Source organism: uncultured Pigmentiphaga sp. (assembly GCF_937950555.1).
GTDB lineage: Bacteria > Pseudomonadota > Gammaproteobacteria > Burkholderiales > Burkholderiaceae_B > Pigmentiphaga.
On the sequence record NZ_CALFCW010000076.1, the window covers coordinates 1 to 14,529 of the forward strand.

A 14,529-nucleotide genomic window follows, 5' to 3' on the forward strand; every position below is an offset into this window, starting at 1 on the left:
AAAGCCGTTGTCGCGCGAGCGGCTGCTCGCGCTGGCGCGCGACGACGAAGCCGGCGAGCGCAACGATCGCGCCATCGACATCGCCATCCTACGCTTGCGCCGCGCGATCGAGGACGATCCGAAACAGCCGAAATGGATCCAGACGGTCTGGGGCATCGGCTACCGCTTCGCGCCCCTGACCAGCAACGGCGATGCGGCGTCGGCTACGCCGCCGCATTCATGAGCGCGACTTCGCTTCGACGCTGGGGCGGACGCCTGGTGCCGCGCACGCTGCGCGCGCGGCTCGTCCTGCTGATACTCGGCTCCGTGCTGGTCGCCCAGGCCGCCACCTTCCTCGCCATCGAGCACTACCGGCGCGACGTCCTGGAAAACGTCGCCCCGGATTTCATCGCCACGACCATACGCACCCTGCGCGCGGCCCTCTCCCAGATCGACGAGAGCGAGCGCGCCGCCTTCGTGGCGGCAGCTTCGGGCGGCGAATGGCGCCTGGTGTCGCGCCCCGTCCCACCCCGGCCCCGGTTCGGGGAAGAACGCCCGCCCCGCCGCGAGGGACACCCGCCCCGGCGCCGCTTCGAGCCCCTGTCCTGGGGACGCATGCCCCCGGACTTCCAGCCCGGGGAATTCCGCTTCACCCCCGAGCGCCGCGGCCCGCGCGAGGCGCCGCGATGGGCCGACGACGATCCCCGGCCCGCGCTGCGCGGGCTGATCCGCCGGCTGAACGAACAATTGGCGGACGGCACGCGGGTGGCCCTCTCCCGCGGGCCCGAACCAGCCCTGTTCATTTCCCTCAACCCGGCTGTCGGCAACGACGACGAGCCGGTGATGCGCTCATGGCTGGTGATATCCCTGGAGCGCATCAATCCTCCGGTCCGCACGCCCCTGGTCGTCATGTGGCTGGGGGGACTCGGGGCGATCCTATTGCTGGCCGCCTGGTTCTCCTGGCACATCACCCGCCCCATTACTTCGCTCGCCCACGCCGCCGACCGACTTGCCTCCGGCGCGCCGGAGCGGGTCGAACCCTCCGGCCCGCACGAGACGCGGGTGCTCGGCGAACGCTTCAACGCGATGCTGGACGCGCTGCAGGAGTCGGACCGCGTGCGCCGCACCCTGCTTGCCGGCCTGCCCCACGATCTCAAGGGGCCGCTGTCGCGGATGCGGCTGCGCACCGAAATGCTGGACGACCCGTCCGTCAAGGAGGGGCTGCGGCAGGACGCCGAAGACATGCAGCACATCGTCGACCAGTTCATCAGCTTCGTGCGAGGCACCGATCCGGCCACCTACCACTTCGCGCCCCTCGACCTGGGCGCGTGGCTGCGCGAACGCCTGCACACCTGGAAGGGCACGGGCTGCGAGGTGGAACTGACCTCGCTACAAGAAGACGTAACGGTGGCGGGCGACGCCGTCGCCCTGGGCCGGTTGGTGGACAACCTCATACACAACGCCCTCCAGCACGGCGCCCCGCCCATACACGTCGCGCTCGCCGCGCTCGATGGCCACGCCTTGCTCAGCGTGACGGACCACGGCCAGGGCATCCCGCCCGAGCGGCGCGCCGAAGCGCTCCAGCCGTTCTCGCGCCTGGATGCGGCGCGCAGCCGGACCGGCAATGTCGGGTTGGGATTGGCACTCGTGGAGGCCATCGCGCGCGCCCATGGCGGCAGCATCGCCCTGGAGCAAGCCGCGCACGGGGGCCTGAAGGTCGACGTCAGGCTGCCTCTTGCCAAGAACTGACCCCGCGGCAGGCCCTTGGGCCGTAAGGGGGAACCCTAATTATGGCAAAATCGAATAAAGGACTACTCGTCCACCCATAAAACGATGACCACACCCAATAAACCCGCCGCAGCTCCGGCCACCAACTTTCTGCGCAACATCGTCGAAGCGGACCTCGCCGCCGGACGCTATGCCGGGAAGCGCTGGGCCGGCAAACCCGGGCCGGCAGCGACGCACGCCGAAGCGCCGCTGGACCCGGCGCGCATACGCACGCGCTTTCCGCCGGAGCCGAACGGCTACCTGCACATCGGCCACGCCAAGGCCATCAGCCTGAACTTCGGGCTGGCCCGCGACTACGGCGGTGTCTGCCATTTGCGCCTGGACGACACCAACCCCGAGAAAGAAGAACAACGCTACGTCGACGCCATCGTCGACGCCGTCCGCTGGTTGGGCTATGACTGGACGGGTTTCGGCACCGAGCATTACTACCATGCGAGCGACTACTTCGACTTCATGTATGAAGCCGCCGAAGCGCTCGTCATGGCGGGCGATGCCTACGTGGACGAGCAAAGCCCGGAGGAAATCCGCGCCATGCGCGGCACCCTCACGGAGCCGGGAAAGGATTCGCCCTGGCGTTCCCGGCCCCGCGAGGAATCCCTCGCGCGCCTGCGCGAAATGCGCGACGGCAAGCATCCGGACGGCGCGATGGCGCTGCGGGCCCGCATCGACATGGCCTCGCCCAACATCAACCTGCGCGACCCGGTCCTCTATCGGATTCGTCACGCCAAGCACCACCGCACGGGCGACAAATGGTGCATCTACCCGATGTACACCTATGCGCATCCCATCGAAGATGCGCTCGAGGGCATCACGCACAGCATCTGTACGCTGGAATTCGAAGACCAGCGACCCTTCTACGACTGGCTGCTCGGCCGCCTGCGCGACCTCGGCCTGCTCGCGGATCCGCTGCCACGCCAGCATGAGTTCGCGCGCCTGAACCTGAGCTACGTGATCACCAGCAAGCGCAAGCTGGCGCAGCTGGTCAACGAGGGCCACGTCACCGGCTGGGACGACCCCCGCATGCCCACCATCTTGGGCCTGCGGCGCCGCGGCTACACCCCGGAGTCGATCCGCCTACTGTGCGAACGCACCGGCGCCTCAAAGTCCGAGTCGGTCATCGATTACTCGCTACTGGAACAAGCGCTGCGCGATGACCTCGATCCCAAGGCGCCGCGCACCGTCGCCGTCCTGCGGCCGCTCAAGCTGGTCATCACCAACTATCCCGAAGGGCAGAGCGAAGAATGCTCGGCACCGCGCCATCCCCACCATCCGGAGATGGGCCGGCGCACGTTCCCCTTCGGGCGCGAACTCTGGATCGAGCAGGAAGACTTCGCCGAGACGCCGCCCAAGGGATTCTTCCGGCTGTTCCCGGGCAACATGGTCCGGCTGAAGTACGGCTACGTCGTCAAATGCACGGGCTGCGTCAAGGACGAGTCCGGCAAAGTCGTGGAAGTCCACGCCGAATACCTGCCCGACACCCGCAGCGGCACCCCGGGTGCCGACAGCGTCAAGGTCAAGGGCAACATCACGTGGCTGTACGCGCCAACGGCCGTACCCGCCGAGATCCGCCTCTACGACCGCCTGTTCACCGACCCCAACCCCGGCGCAGGCGGCAAGGACTTCATCGAGCACCTGAACCCCAATTCGATCGAAATCGTCCAGGGCTACCTCGAACCGGGCACGGACGGCACGCCCGGCACCTCGTATCAGTTCGAGCGCTTCGGCTATTTCGTGGCCGACCGGGAAATCTCCTCCACCCTGGCGCCGGTGTTCAACCGCACGACGACCCTGCGGGACTCCTGGGGCAAGTAAACCCGCGGGGGTGCCCCCGCGGACACAACCTCTAACCCATCCTCCCGCTTGTCCCGGTAGAATCTGGACTTTGCGCAATTGCGCCTTGCGGCGCCGCCCATGGAAGCCAGTCCCGTACTCGACATCAAGAGCACCTCGCTCTACGCCATCCGCGTGGTGCTGCACACCTCCGACCTCCAGGCCGTCCTGGCCGCGCTCGATCAGCGCATGGAGGAAGCCGCCGGCTTTTTCGAAGACGAGCCGGTGGTCATCGACGCATCGCGCCTGACCGCGCCGCTCGACTGGACGCAGCTGGTCGACGCGCTCAGGCGGCACAACCTGCCCGCCATAGGCATCATGGCACCGGAGGACCTAGCCGAGTCGGCCAGGCAGGCGGGGCTGACGCTGCTGTCGCTGCCCGCCGCGCCGACGCGCTCACCGGCCGTCGAACCGACCGAGACCGCAACGACGAAAAGCGAAGCGCCAGCCTCGGCGCAAGCGCCGGCCTCGCCACCGCCCGCGGCCGAAGTCGTGATGGAAACGGTGGCCGAACAGCGGCCGGCGCCGCCGCAAGCGGTCCCGACCTTGGTGATCGAAAAGCCGCTGCGATCCGGGCAGCGCGTCTACGCCCGGCACGCGGATCTCATCGTCCTCGGCGTGGTAAGCCATGGCGCCGAAGTGATCGCCGATGGCAATATTCACGTCTATGGTCCGCTGCGGGGCAAAGCCATGGCCGGCGCGCGCGGCGACACCAAGGCGCGCATCTACACCACCCAATTCCAGGCGGAGCTGGTCGCCATCGCGGGCGTCTACCGCCCGATGACCACGGCTCTGCCCGAAATCCAGGACAAACCGGCGTTGATCCGCCTCGAAGGCGAGAAACTGCTGGTCGAACCGTTGCCCATTTAACTCGTTAAGGATCCACTCTCCATGGCACGTATCGTTGTCGTGACTTCAGGCAAAGGCGGCGTCGGAAAAACCACCACCAGCGCGAGCTTTTCGTCGGGCTTGGCCATGCGCGGACACAAGACCGCCGTGATCGATTTCGACGTGGGCCTGCGCAATCTCGACCTCATCATGGGATGCGAACGACGCGTGGTGTACGACCTGATCAACGTGATCCAAGGCGAAGCCACGCTCAACCAGGCCCTGATCCGCGACAAGCAGCTCGAGAACCTCTACATCCTGCCTGCTTCACAGACGCGCGACAAAGACGCCCTGACGCAGGAAGGCGTGGAAAAAGTCATGGAGGGCCTCAAGGAGATGGACTTCGAGTACATCGTCTGCGACTCGCCGGCGGGCATCGAGTCCGGTGCGCTGATGGCCGCCTATTTCGCGGACGACGCATTGGTCGTCACCAACCCCGAGGTCTCCTCGGTACGGGACTCCGACCGCATCCTGGGCATACTCTCGGCAAAGTCGCGGCGGGCCGTCAACGGCGAAGAGCCGGTCAAGGAACACCTGCTGCTCACCCGCTACAACGCCAAGCGCGTGGCAGAAGGCGAGATGCTCTCGCTCAAGGACGTCGAAGACATCCTGCGCATCAAGCTGATCGGCGTCATTCCCGAATCCGAGGATGTGCTGCAAGCCTCGAACCAAGGCCTGCCCGCCATTCACCTGAAAGGCACGCCGGTGGCCGAAGCGTATCAGGACGTGGTCGACCGCTATCTGGGCCAGGACAAGCCGCTGCGGTTCATCGACTATGAAAAGCCCGGCCTGTTGAAGCGTTTGTTCGGAGGGAAATAATCGATGTCCTTGCTTTCGTTTTTCCTCGGACAAAAAAAGCCGTCCTCCGCCGGTGTCGCCAAGGAACGGCTGCAAATCATCCTCGCCCACGAACGGTCGGCCTCCTCGAGTTCGTCCGACTATCTGCCCCAGCTGCAGAAAGAGCTCGTGGCCGTCATCTCCAAGTACGTCAAGATCAATCCGGACGACATCAAGGTGCACCTGGAGCGCCAGGACACGCTAGAAGTGCTGGAAGTCAAGATCGAAATGCCGTCGGCAACCTGAGCCCCCTTGCCCTGGCGCCGGCGGCATGCCGCCCTGGAGGCGCCCGCTAGGCGCCGCCGGCCGGGCGCGGCAAGGTGATGCAAACCCTTAGCCCGCCCAGCTCCGGAGCGCGGGAAAAACCGATGGTTCCCCGATAGGCTTCGACTAGGTCGCGCGCGATCGCCAGGCCGAAGCCGGTTCCGGGACGGGATTCGTCCCAGCGCCTTCCGCGCTCGATGCGCACCGCCTCGTCTTCGGGCAAGCCCGGGCCGTCGTCCTCGATGGTCAACATCCACGCGGCACGGCTTGACTCCCGGGCCGTCACGCGCACGTGTCCGCGAGCCCATTTGCGCGCGTTGTCGAGCAGGTTGCCGAGCAGCTCCGTCAGGTCGCCCTCGTCTCCGGCGAAACGCAGGTCAGGCGCGACGTCTTCTTCCCAATCGAGCGCCTGCGCCCCCGGCAGCGTCTGGATGGCGCGCAAGGTCTTGCGCACGGCGTCGGCCACCACGGTGGAGCGATTCCCCAAGGCCGCCGCCATGCCCGCTCGGGCCCGCGCTAGCGTCCGGTCCACCTGGCGACGCATGGCGTTGACCTGTTCTTCGATGTCGTCCGCCAGGGCGTCCCTGCCCTCCGCGCGGGCCCGCCGCGCGGCGGCGCCCATGACCGCGAGCGGCGTCTTGAGGCCGTGCGCGAGGTCCCCGGCCTGCGTTTGTGCGCGTTCGAGCGAGGCATCATGGAACGCGATCATCCGGTTCAGCTCGTCCACGACCGGTTGGACCTCATCCGGCACATCCCGCGGCAGCTCCCGGGTGCGCCCGCTGCGCACCGCCTGCAGGTGGGCGCGCAAATCGCGGAACGGACGCAGGGCGAGGTGAATGAAGCCGGCCATCGCGAGGATGAGCAGCAGCCCGAGCCCGGCCAGCGAAGGAACCAGCAGGCTCAGGAAGGTACGGCGCTCGGCCTGCAGGTCTGCCCGGTCGAGGGCCACCAATAAGTGCACCGTGGCCCCGGTAGCGCTGTCATCGAGCGCGATGGTCCGCTCCGCCGAAAGCAGCTGCGAGCCTTCAGGCCCGGCCACCTTGCCAATGGTGACGGGCCGCGCGGGATCGGCCGCCAGCGTGGGCAGGACCGTGTCCCACAGGGACCGTGACCGCAATTGCTGGTTGTCCGGGCCGTCGATTTGCCAGTACAGCCCGCTGTACGGCTGTTCGAACCGAGGATCAGACGGTGCGGCCTCGAGCGAGAGGACGCCGCCCGCATCCACGCGCACCTGCCCGGCCAGCGTCTTTAGATACAGATCGAGTTCGGCCACGGCGCGACGCTCCATCTGCCGGTCGAAGATCAGCGTCAGTCCGACCCCGCCCGCGGCCAGCGCGAGCAGGATCATCAACGCCGCGGCGCAGCTCAGCCTGACGAGCAGCGACCGGCGGCTCATCGCGTGCTGTCGGGAATCAGGTAACCGTGGCCGCGGCGCGTCTCGATGAGATCCACGCCCAATTTGCGACGCAGGCGCGCCACCAGCGCTTCGATGGCGTTGACGTCGCGATCGCTTCCGGCTTCGTAGACGTGTTCAATGAGTTCGCTCTGCGACAACACCCGCCCGGGATGGTGCAGGAAATACGCCAGGAGCCGGTACTCCAAGGAAGACAGCGTCATGGCCGATCCATGGACGGTCACCATGCGGGTACGCGTATCGACCTCCACCGGGCCGGCACGCAGGATCGCCGAGGACTGGCCGGCCGCGCGCCGGATGATGGCCCGCAGGCGCGCGAGCAGTTCTTCCATCTGGAACGGCTTGGCTAGGTAATCATCCGCCCCGGCGTCGATGCCCTCGACCTTGTCGCGCCAGCCGTCGCGCGCCGTCAGGATGAGAATGGGCGTGGTGATGTCGGCCGCGCGCAACCGCTTCAGCACGGTGAGCCCGTCGAGCTTGGGCAGCCCGAGATCCAGCACGATGGCGTCGTACTCCTCGGTACCGGCGCGAAACCAGGCGCTCTCGCCGTCTTCGGCATGATCCACCGCGTAATGCGCCCGCTCCAGCCCCGCCCGGATGTCCGCCGCAATGCGGGGCTCGTCTTCCACTACGAGAATGCGCATGACCTATTTGATCTTGAGAATTTCCAGGGTGCGGGCATCGATTTCCAGCTTCTTGCGGCGTCCGCTCGAAGGCAGCACCTTGACTTCGTACACCCAGATGCCGCCTTCCCGCTCGAGTTCGATCTCAATGATATCGCCCGGCACCCGCTCGCGCACGACGCGCAAGACTTGGGACAACGGCCGGATCTCCCCCTGCACCAACGCCGCCCGGGCGCAGTCTTGGTCGTTCTTGCACGATTCGTCGCGCGCATGGGCCAACATAGCCGGGCAGGCGAGCGCCGCCGCCAGCATGGGCGCGGCCAGGCGCGGCGCGAACCGCGGGCGGCGGGGGAAGAAAGTCGCAAACATGGGAGGCACACTAACAGGCGCTGCCTGATAAGACGCTGACATCGGCGGTCAGGGAAACGGGGCGAGCTGCGACTATGCTTCGAGCCATCGTCAACGAATCATCCTGAGGACCACCATGCGCGTGTTGCCTGCCTTCATCATCGCCTTTGCCGCCACTGCCGCCGCCAGCCCCGCTGCCTACGCGGCCGACAAATGCGAATACGTGCCCCGCGAGCGTTGGATCCCCATTGACCAGGCCATCCGCAAGGCGGAAGAACTGGGCTACGAGGTGCGGGAAGTCGAGCCCGACGACGGCTGCTGGGAAGTCGAGGGTTTCGACAAGAACGGCGCCAAGATCAAGCTCTACATCCATCCGGTGACCGGAGAAGTGGTCCGGCCCGAAGAATGGCTGCCCCGCCGCCCCCGCGGCCGGAACTAATGGACCGCAGATCCCTTCCGCAGACCCTCGCACCGAGGAGCGATGCCGTGAACCAGTCCGTATTCTCCGATGGCGCCGCAACCCAATGCGGCGCGGGCGACGACGCCCCAGGCACCATAGGCGCCGACAGCCGCCTGCGCCACCGCATCGAATCGGCCTTGAACGAGCTGTGCAAGGCACGTGAGCGGCAGTTCGGCTATGCAGCGCAAGGCGCCGTCGTGGCCGCGCTCAAGCGGGATTTCGGCATTGCCCCCCACCTGCCCTGGACGGAAATCTGGAACTGGCCCGCCAGCCGTGCGGACGAAATCCTCAACTACCTGAGCGGCCGCTACGCGGAGACGATCGGCCGCCCCGCCGCCGGCCTTCAGCGCAGCGCGTAGTGCACCATCCGCGTCAGCGGGGCCTCCAGGCCGTGCTGTATGCGGGGGGGCAGGTTGAGGGGCTTGAGGAACATCTTCACGCTCATGTCCGGGCTCACGTTGCGCTGCACCAAACGCCGGCACGCCGCATGGATGCGGTCGATGGCGGCCTTGTCGTTGGCTTGCCCGGGATGCCGGTGATTGAACACATGGCGGATGGAGCACTCGGCATCGTCGTTGCGGATCTCCAGCAACCGCCGCACCAGCGCCCGCAGCACCTTCATCCGGCCGTTGCCTTCCTGGGCGTTATACCGATTGAAGTACAGGTAGAAGTATTTGTAGTGGCGGACTTCGTCCGTCCGGATGTGGGTGGTGATCTCGCGCAACACCGGCTCGGGCGCGTACGCGGCCAGGCTGCGGTACAACGACGCCGTCCCCATTTCCACCACGCAGCGGGCCGCCAGTTCCAGCGCCTTGGTGGGCTCGAACTCCTCCAGCGTACAGCGCTGGGAATACTCGCTGAAAAAACTGTCGAACGCGCTTTGCCAATCGAAGTCGGGCCAGACGTGCTCGATGTACGCACGCAAGGCGCGGCCGTGCTGTAATTCCTCCGGCTCCCAACGCGACCCTAGCCAGCCGGCCACGTCCGGGTCGTCCTGGTAATATTCGATGAGGTTGCGCGTGTAGAGGTCCGACCCACTCTCGATGAACGAAGCGCTGCAAAGCAGGAAAAACAGCGCCTCGTCCGACTCGACCAAGCTCGGGTCGATGCGCGACAGATCGATGTCTTCTAGCCGCCAGGGCATCGCAGTAGCAACAGCGTCCACCGAAATTTCTCCGAGTTCGCAGTCCTTGCAGGATAAGCCTAATCGCGGCGAGATTCGAGTCCCTCCAGGCTTTTCGGAGGTGCATCCCCGACGTTACTTTGTGTAATGCTTGTCGAGTTCGTTCACAGACATCGCCGGGCGATTCTGTCACTGTTATTCCAAGCCGCGGCGCGCTGGCCGCGCCGCATACCTCACACATTCAGGGAGTCACCTCATGAACGCGAAACGATTTGCCCAACTGATGATCGGTGCCGCCCTCGTGGTCGCGGCAACCGGGTGTTCCACCTGGGACAGCATGTCCGGCCGCGAAAAGAGCGCGGTCGTCGGCGCCGGACTGGGCGGCGTGGCAGGTGCTGCCATCTCTGACGGCGGCATCCTGGGCACCGTGGGCGGCGCCGCGATAGGCGGCGTCGTCGGCGACCAGGTCGGCAAGCGCCGCTAAAGGGGCAGCCTGCCCCAAGGCAAACAGCCCCGGTCCGAAAGGACCGGGGCTGTTGCGTTTTTGCGAAAAATGTATCAAGCCTGCGCCGGCAACCCTACTCGGGCAGGATGTTGGCGGCCTTGGTGACCTCGGCCCACTTGGCGTATTCCGCCTTGGACAAATCCCCCAGTTCCCGGGAGCTCATGGGCCGCGGCGTCATGCCCTGTTTGAGCATGGTGGCCCGCACCTCCGGGTGCTCCAGCAGGCGGTTGAAGGCGGCGTTGTAGCGCGTGACCAGATCGGGGCTCATGCCGCGCGGCCCCCAGACGGCGTACCAGGCGTCGGCGTCGTAGTTCGGCACGCCCACCGTGGCCAGCGGGGGGATGGCGGGATAGGCGGCATCCTGCTCGCGGCGCGAGGCCCCGAGGATGACCAGGCGCTTTTCCTGCTGGTGCGGCACGGCCACGTGCATGGGCTGGAACATCGCCTTGATATGGCCCGCCAGTAGGTCGGTGGTAGCGCCCGCCGACCCTTTGTACGGCACGTGCACCATGTTCAGCCCCAGCTGGGCCACCAGCATTTCCATGCACAAGTGATGGAAGGTTCCCTTGCCCGGCGAGCCGTAGTTGACCGTGCCGGGATGGCGCTTGACGTAATCGATGAACTCCTTGGCGGTGTTCACGCCGAGCGAGGGATGTACGCACAACGCGAAGTTGGTCGAACCCAGCATTGCGAGCGGCGTAAAGCTTTCGATGACGTCGAACGGCACCGATGCGTAAACCAGCGGCAGCGTCAGCGCCGTATTCGTGCTGAACGCGATGGTATGGCCGTCGGGCGGCGCCTTGGCCACCGCGGCAAGGCCGATGATGCCGGAGGCCCCGGGCTTGTTCTCCACCACGAACGTGCGGCCCGATTGCTCGGCCAGCTTGGGCGAGAACAGCCGCGCGCACAGGTCGGGGGTGGTGCCCGGTGTGAAGGGAACGATGACCTGGACGGTCTTGTCGGACAGGCCCAGGGTGTCCTGGGCCGCGGGCAGGCGCCCCGGCAGCAGCGCGCCCGCGGCCAGGGCGGCGATGAAGGTCCGTCGCTCGGGACGGTGTGCGGCATCTTGCATAGCGGTCTCCTCTCTCGTTATGTCTATTTGGGCGCCCGGCCTACTGGATTTCGTTGGCCCGGCGCACGCTGGCGATCATGGATGAATTGATGAGGAACTGCCGGTGCGCCTGCCGGTCGGCCACGGTGGCACGAAGTTCGTCCAGGCGCTGCTTGCGCACCTTGGGATCCCGCTCCTCCAGGAGGCGCTTGTTCCGTATGGTGATGGCCTGCACGTATTCCACGTTGACCGTATGGCGCTGCCGGTGGTAGCGGTCCAGCAGGTCGTCCGGCGCACCATGCAGCATGACTTGCGCAAGCTTTTCCGTCAGGTTCATGGCGTCGTGGATGCCGCTGTTCAGCCCCATCCCACCCAGGGGATTGTTCACATGGGCGGCATCGCCGGCCAAGAACACCCGGCGGTCGCGGAACTCCTTGGCCACGCGCTGGTGGACCCGGTAAATGCTCTTGTACGGAATGTCGTACTCGCGCTCCGGCGACAGGAAGCCCTGGACCTTGCTCTGTACGAAGGGCATCGACAGCACCTCGTTTTCGTCCATTTCCGGCCCGATGGGGAACGCGATGCGCCAGATGGGGGGCGGTCCGTCGTGCGGCTGGATGAAAATGGCGACCCATTCGTCAGGATCGGCGATGTAGGCGTTGCCCGTATAGCCCTCTGCGCGCAGGTCATAGCGGGTGGCGCAGACGAGGAAGCGTTCGGGCCAGGTGAAGCCCTCGAATTCCGTCCCCATGGTCTTGCGCACGATGCTGTGCGCGCCGTCGGCGCCAATGAGATAGCTGGCGCGGATCTCTTCCGTCCCGCCGGGGCCTTGGACGCGCACGGTGACCCCGTCGTCGTCCTGTTCATAACCCAGGCACTGGTGCGAGAAGAGTACCCGTGCATTGCTGTGTTCCCGCAGCGCCTCGGCCACGATGCTGGACAGCTTGTGCTGTTCGACGTGGAGCCGGAACGGGTAAGGCGTCAGGTCTGCGATGAGGTTCAGGTCGAACTGCGCGACCAGCCCTTCCTTGCGGTCGCGCACCTGCCACTCAGGCACCCGCAACCCGCGGCTGCGCAAGGTTTCGCCCACGCCCAGCGTGTCGAGCATCTCCACGGTGGGTGGGTGAAAGGTGCCGGCACGCAGGTCCTGGGGAATGTGGTCCTCTTTTTCGAGGATGACGACGTCCACCCCCTTCTGTGCGAGCGAGAGGGCGGCGACCAGGCCGACGGGACCGGCTCCGGAAATGACGACGGGATGCTGTTGCATGACTCGGTTCTAGTATTGGAAAGGATTCGGAAACCGCCCGCGCGGGACGAGGCGAACGGCGCCGCGCCGGGCTCTCGGAGCCGGCGCGCGTCAGTCGCGGCTTTCGCGCCACAGGCCCAGCACTTCCTGCACGGGCCGGTCGGAAAAACTGAACAGGATCGCGTCCTCGCGGGCCGCCAGCCGGTGCGCTGCCCAGCTGGGAATGACGAAAACGTCGTTCGGCTCGGCCTCGAATGTCCGGTCGTCCAAGATCACCTCCACCCGCCCTTCCAGCACGGCGAACACCGTGCCCGACGAACACCGGTAAGGCGCCGTGGAGAACCCTTTGGGCAGCAGCTGTGCGAACGCACCCATGGTCGGCATGGGGGACCGGCCCGTGAGGGGGTCGACGTAGCGCAGCTTGTAGCCGAGGTGCGGGTCGGGCGCGCCGGCGGCTTGCATGCCCATCAGCGATGCGCGCGTGCGCTCGTAGGGATAGCAGAACAGCGGCGAGGCCCGGTTGGCGGTCGGGGTCCAGTCCACGGGGGCGAGGCCGTTCCCGTAGCGCAGCAGGCTGTCGCCCACCGGGCGCCTGAGCTCCTGCCGGTCGGCCGGAGAGGACTCCGCAAAGCTGGCGTCCAGCGCGGCCACCAATTGCACGTCCAGCCCGTCCAGCCAGATCATGGGCCCATTGCTTTCGTTGCCGTGGTCGTGCCAGGTCCAGGACGGCGTGGTGACGAAGTCGCCGCGCCGCATGATGGTCTTCTCGCCGTCCACCGACGTATAGGCCCCGTCGCCCTCCAGGATCAGCCGCAGCGCGGCCTGGCTATGGCGATGCGCGCGCGCGACCTCCCCCGGCAGGATGGCCTGCAGGCCGGCGTAAAGCGAAGTCGTGATCGCCGCCTTGCCACGCAGGCCGGGGTTCTCGAGGATGAGGACGCGGCGCTCGGCCTCCTCGGCGGTAATCAGCTCGGTGGCCTCGGTCAGATAAGGCCGCACCTTGGCGTACGACCAGTGTGCCGGCTGGCAATCGGAGCGCGGCGTGCGCGTGACGAGGTTGTGTAGCTGCTCCCACAGCGGCGCGAGGTTATCCGCGCCGATGCGGGCGTAGAACGCTTCGCGGGCTGCCCTGTCGGCGACGGGCGCGTGCATTTGGCTCGGATGGTTCATGTGTCTCCCCTGCCCTCGGCCGCCTAGCGCACGGCCACGTCCATTTCGCCCAGCCCTTGGATGCGGGCGTGCATGACGTCGCCGGGCTTCACGGTATTCACCCCCTCGGGCGTGCCCGTCAGGATGACGTCGCCGGGATACAGCGTATAGACGTGCGATGCCACCTCGATCAGCTCCGCAACGCCGGTGATCAAATCGCGCGTATTCGCGCGCTGCCGCGGCTCGCCGTTCACCTCGATGGAGAAATCGAGATTGCCCGGGTCGGCGATCTCGTCCGCCGTCACCAGGTAGGGCCCCAGCACGGTATAGGTGTCCGCCGATTTGCGGTAACTGCGGTCTTCGGTGCCGCGGACGGTCATGTCCAGGCCGATGCAATATCCCGCGACGTAGGACATGGCATCGGCCGCCGCGACGTCCTTGGCGCGGCGCCCGATCACCACCGCCAGCTCCACTTCGTGGTCGTTGCGGCGGCCGGGGAAAGCGATCTTCACGCCTTCGCCGGCACCCACCACGGAAGTCGCCGCCTTCAGGAACACCCCGAACTTTGCGACCGGGCTCTTGAACCCCTCGTAGTGGGCGATGTGCACGTTGTTGTGGATCTGGGCATCGGCCAGGGATTCATCCACGTGGGCGTGGTAGTTCAGCGGTGCAGCGATGACCTTCGACGGCGTGGCGACGGGACTCAGCAGCCTGACCTCGGAAAGGCGCCGGGACGACGCGCCCGCCTTGGCGGCCTGGATCGCGGGCTTCAGCTCCTCCAGGCGTTCGATGAACAAATCCCCCGGCGGCACCGGCCAAGCCAGCGCGGGCAAACGGTCCTTCACGGCGGTCACGTCGTAGACGAGATCCCCTTCCACCAGGCCGATCCGGCCTTCGTCGTAGCGGCAAATCTTCATTCGGTCTCCCGGGCCTGCCCCATGGCAGGCGTTCTTAATTTTTGAGCATGCTCAATTTTAGGCACGAGAGACCGGCCGGTCAAGGCAAGGTCGCGGCCGGTGTCGCG

At 66.5% G+C, this 14,529-nt stretch carries 17 protein-coding genes; 9 read left to right on the forward strand and 8 right to left on the reverse strand.

Annotated features, from left to right (window positions below; genetic code table 11):
- The 6 genes from Q0319_RS18675 to minE all read left to right on the forward strand — a co-directional run.
- Positions 1-223 (forward strand): winged helix-turn-helix domain-containing protein (locus Q0319_RS18675; RefSeq protein WP_299455116.1); only part of this gene is annotated, 223 nt, incomplete at its 5' end.
- The gene (locus Q0319_RS18680; RefSeq protein WP_299455118.1) at positions 220-1,728 is read left to right on the forward strand and encodes an ATP-binding protein; all 1,509 of its coding nucleotides are present in this window, start codon (positions 220-222) and stop codon (positions 1,726-1,728) included. The genes Q0319_RS18675 and Q0319_RS18680, both read left to right, overlap by 4 nt.
- Before the next feature lie 84 nt (positions 1,729-1,812).
- Positions 1,813-3,579: a glutamine--tRNA ligase/YqeY domain fusion protein gene (locus tag Q0319_RS18685; RefSeq protein WP_296467237.1), complete on the forward strand. Its 1,767-nt coding sequence runs from the start codon at positions 1,813-1,815 to the stop codon at positions 3,577-3,579.
- A 99-nt stretch (positions 3,580-3,678) separates the two neighbouring features.
- Positions 3,679-4,467 carry a septum site-determining protein MinC gene (gene minC / locus Q0319_RS18690; protein WP_296467240.1) on the forward strand — a complete coding sequence of 263 codons (789 nt, stop codon included), beginning with the start codon at positions 3,679-3,681 and terminating at the stop codon, positions 4,465-4,467.
- Between the two features lie 21 nt (positions 4,468-4,488).
- A complete protein-coding gene (minD, locus tag Q0319_RS18695) occupies positions 4,489-5,304 on the forward strand; it encodes a septum site-determining protein MinD (protein WP_296467242.1) in 816 nt (271 codons plus the stop codon).
- 3 nt (positions 5,305-5,307) lie between these two features.
- The gene (minE, locus tag Q0319_RS18700; protein WP_296467245.1) at positions 5,308-5,568 is read left to right on the forward strand and encodes a cell division topological specificity factor MinE; all 261 of its coding nucleotides are present in this window, start codon (positions 5,308-5,310) and stop codon (positions 5,566-5,568) included.
- Between the two features lie 46 nt (positions 5,569-5,614).
- Here the strand turns inward: minE and Q0319_RS18705 are convergent, their stop codons facing one another.
- From Q0319_RS18705 to Q0319_RS18715, 3 genes are read right to left on the reverse strand one after another with little or no spacing between them, the layout of a single operon-like run.
- Positions 5,615-6,982, reverse strand: a complete 1,368-nt coding sequence (locus tag Q0319_RS18705) for a HAMP domain-containing sensor histidine kinase (protein WP_296467248.1) — start codon at positions 6,980-6,982, stop codon at positions 5,615-5,617.
- Entirely contained in the window at positions 6,979-7,644 is a 666-nt protein-coding gene (locus Q0319_RS18710) for a response regulator transcription factor (RefSeq protein WP_296467252.1), read from the reverse strand. Before Q0319_RS18710 ends, Q0319_RS18705 begins: the two co-directional genes overlap by 4 nt.
- A 3-nt stretch (positions 7,645-7,647) precedes the next feature.
- Positions 7,648-7,992 carry a PepSY domain-containing protein gene (locus Q0319_RS18715; protein WP_299455123.1) on the reverse strand — a complete coding sequence of 115 codons (345 nt, stop codon included), beginning with the start codon at positions 7,990-7,992 and terminating at the stop codon, positions 7,648-7,650.
- A gap of 115 nt (positions 7,993-8,107) precedes the next feature.
- Between Q0319_RS18715 and Q0319_RS18720 the strand changes: the two genes are divergently transcribed.
- Together Q0319_RS18720 and Q0319_RS18725 are read left to right on the forward strand one after the other, a co-directional pair.
- Positions 8,108-8,410: a PepSY domain-containing protein gene (locus Q0319_RS18720; protein ID WP_296467258.1), complete on the forward strand. Its 303-nt coding sequence runs from the start codon at positions 8,108-8,110 to the stop codon at positions 8,408-8,410.
- 47 nt (positions 8,411-8,457) lie between these two features.
- Positions 8,458-8,790 (forward strand): hypothetical protein, encoded by a 333-nt coding sequence (locus Q0319_RS18725; RefSeq protein WP_296467263.1) that lies wholly within the window; start codon positions 8,458-8,460, stop codon positions 8,788-8,790.
- Here Q0319_RS18725 and Q0319_RS18730 read toward each other — a convergent pair.
- A complete protein-coding gene (locus Q0319_RS18730; protein ID WP_296467283.1) occupies positions 8,775-9,575 on the reverse strand; it encodes a ferritin-like domain-containing protein in 801 nt (266 codons plus the stop codon). The two genes, Q0319_RS18725 and Q0319_RS18730, sit on opposite strands and share 16 nt — an antisense overlap.
- A 262-nt stretch (positions 9,576-9,837) precedes the next feature.
- Between Q0319_RS18730 and Q0319_RS18735 the strand changes: the two genes are divergently transcribed.
- Complete coding sequence (locus Q0319_RS18735) at positions 9,838-10,038, forward strand: glycine zipper 2TM domain-containing protein (RefSeq protein ID WP_296467286.1); 201 nt, start codon at positions 9,838-9,840, stop codon at positions 10,036-10,038.
- Positions 10,039-10,132: 94 nt separating this feature from the next.
- Here Q0319_RS18735 and Q0319_RS18740 read toward each other — a convergent pair whose 3' ends face one another.
- The 4 genes from Q0319_RS18740 to Q0319_RS18755 all read right to left on the reverse strand — a co-directional run bounded on the left by Q0319_RS18740 (position 10,133) and on the right by Q0319_RS18755 (position 14,422).
- Positions 10,133-11,131: a tripartite tricarboxylate transporter substrate binding protein gene (locus tag Q0319_RS18740; RefSeq protein WP_296467266.1), complete on the reverse strand. Its 999-nt coding sequence runs from the start codon at positions 11,129-11,131 to the stop codon at positions 10,133-10,135.
- Positions 11,132-11,171: 40 nt separating this feature from the next.
- Complete coding sequence (locus Q0319_RS18745; protein WP_296467269.1) at positions 11,172-12,377, reverse strand: NAD(P)/FAD-dependent oxidoreductase; 1,206 nt, start codon at positions 12,375-12,377, stop codon at positions 11,172-11,174.
- Between the two features lie 90 nt (positions 12,378-12,467).
- Entirely contained in the window at positions 12,468-13,526 is a 1,059-nt protein-coding gene (gtdA, locus tag Q0319_RS18750) for a gentisate 1,2-dioxygenase (protein ID WP_299455129.1), read from the reverse strand.
- Positions 13,527-13,549: 23 nt separating this feature from the next.
- Positions 13,550-14,422 (reverse strand): fumarylacetoacetate hydrolase family protein, encoded by an 873-nt coding sequence (locus Q0319_RS18755; protein ID WP_296467279.1) that lies wholly within the window; start codon positions 14,420-14,422, stop codon positions 13,550-13,552.
- Positions 14,423-14,529 lie beyond the last annotated feature (107 nt).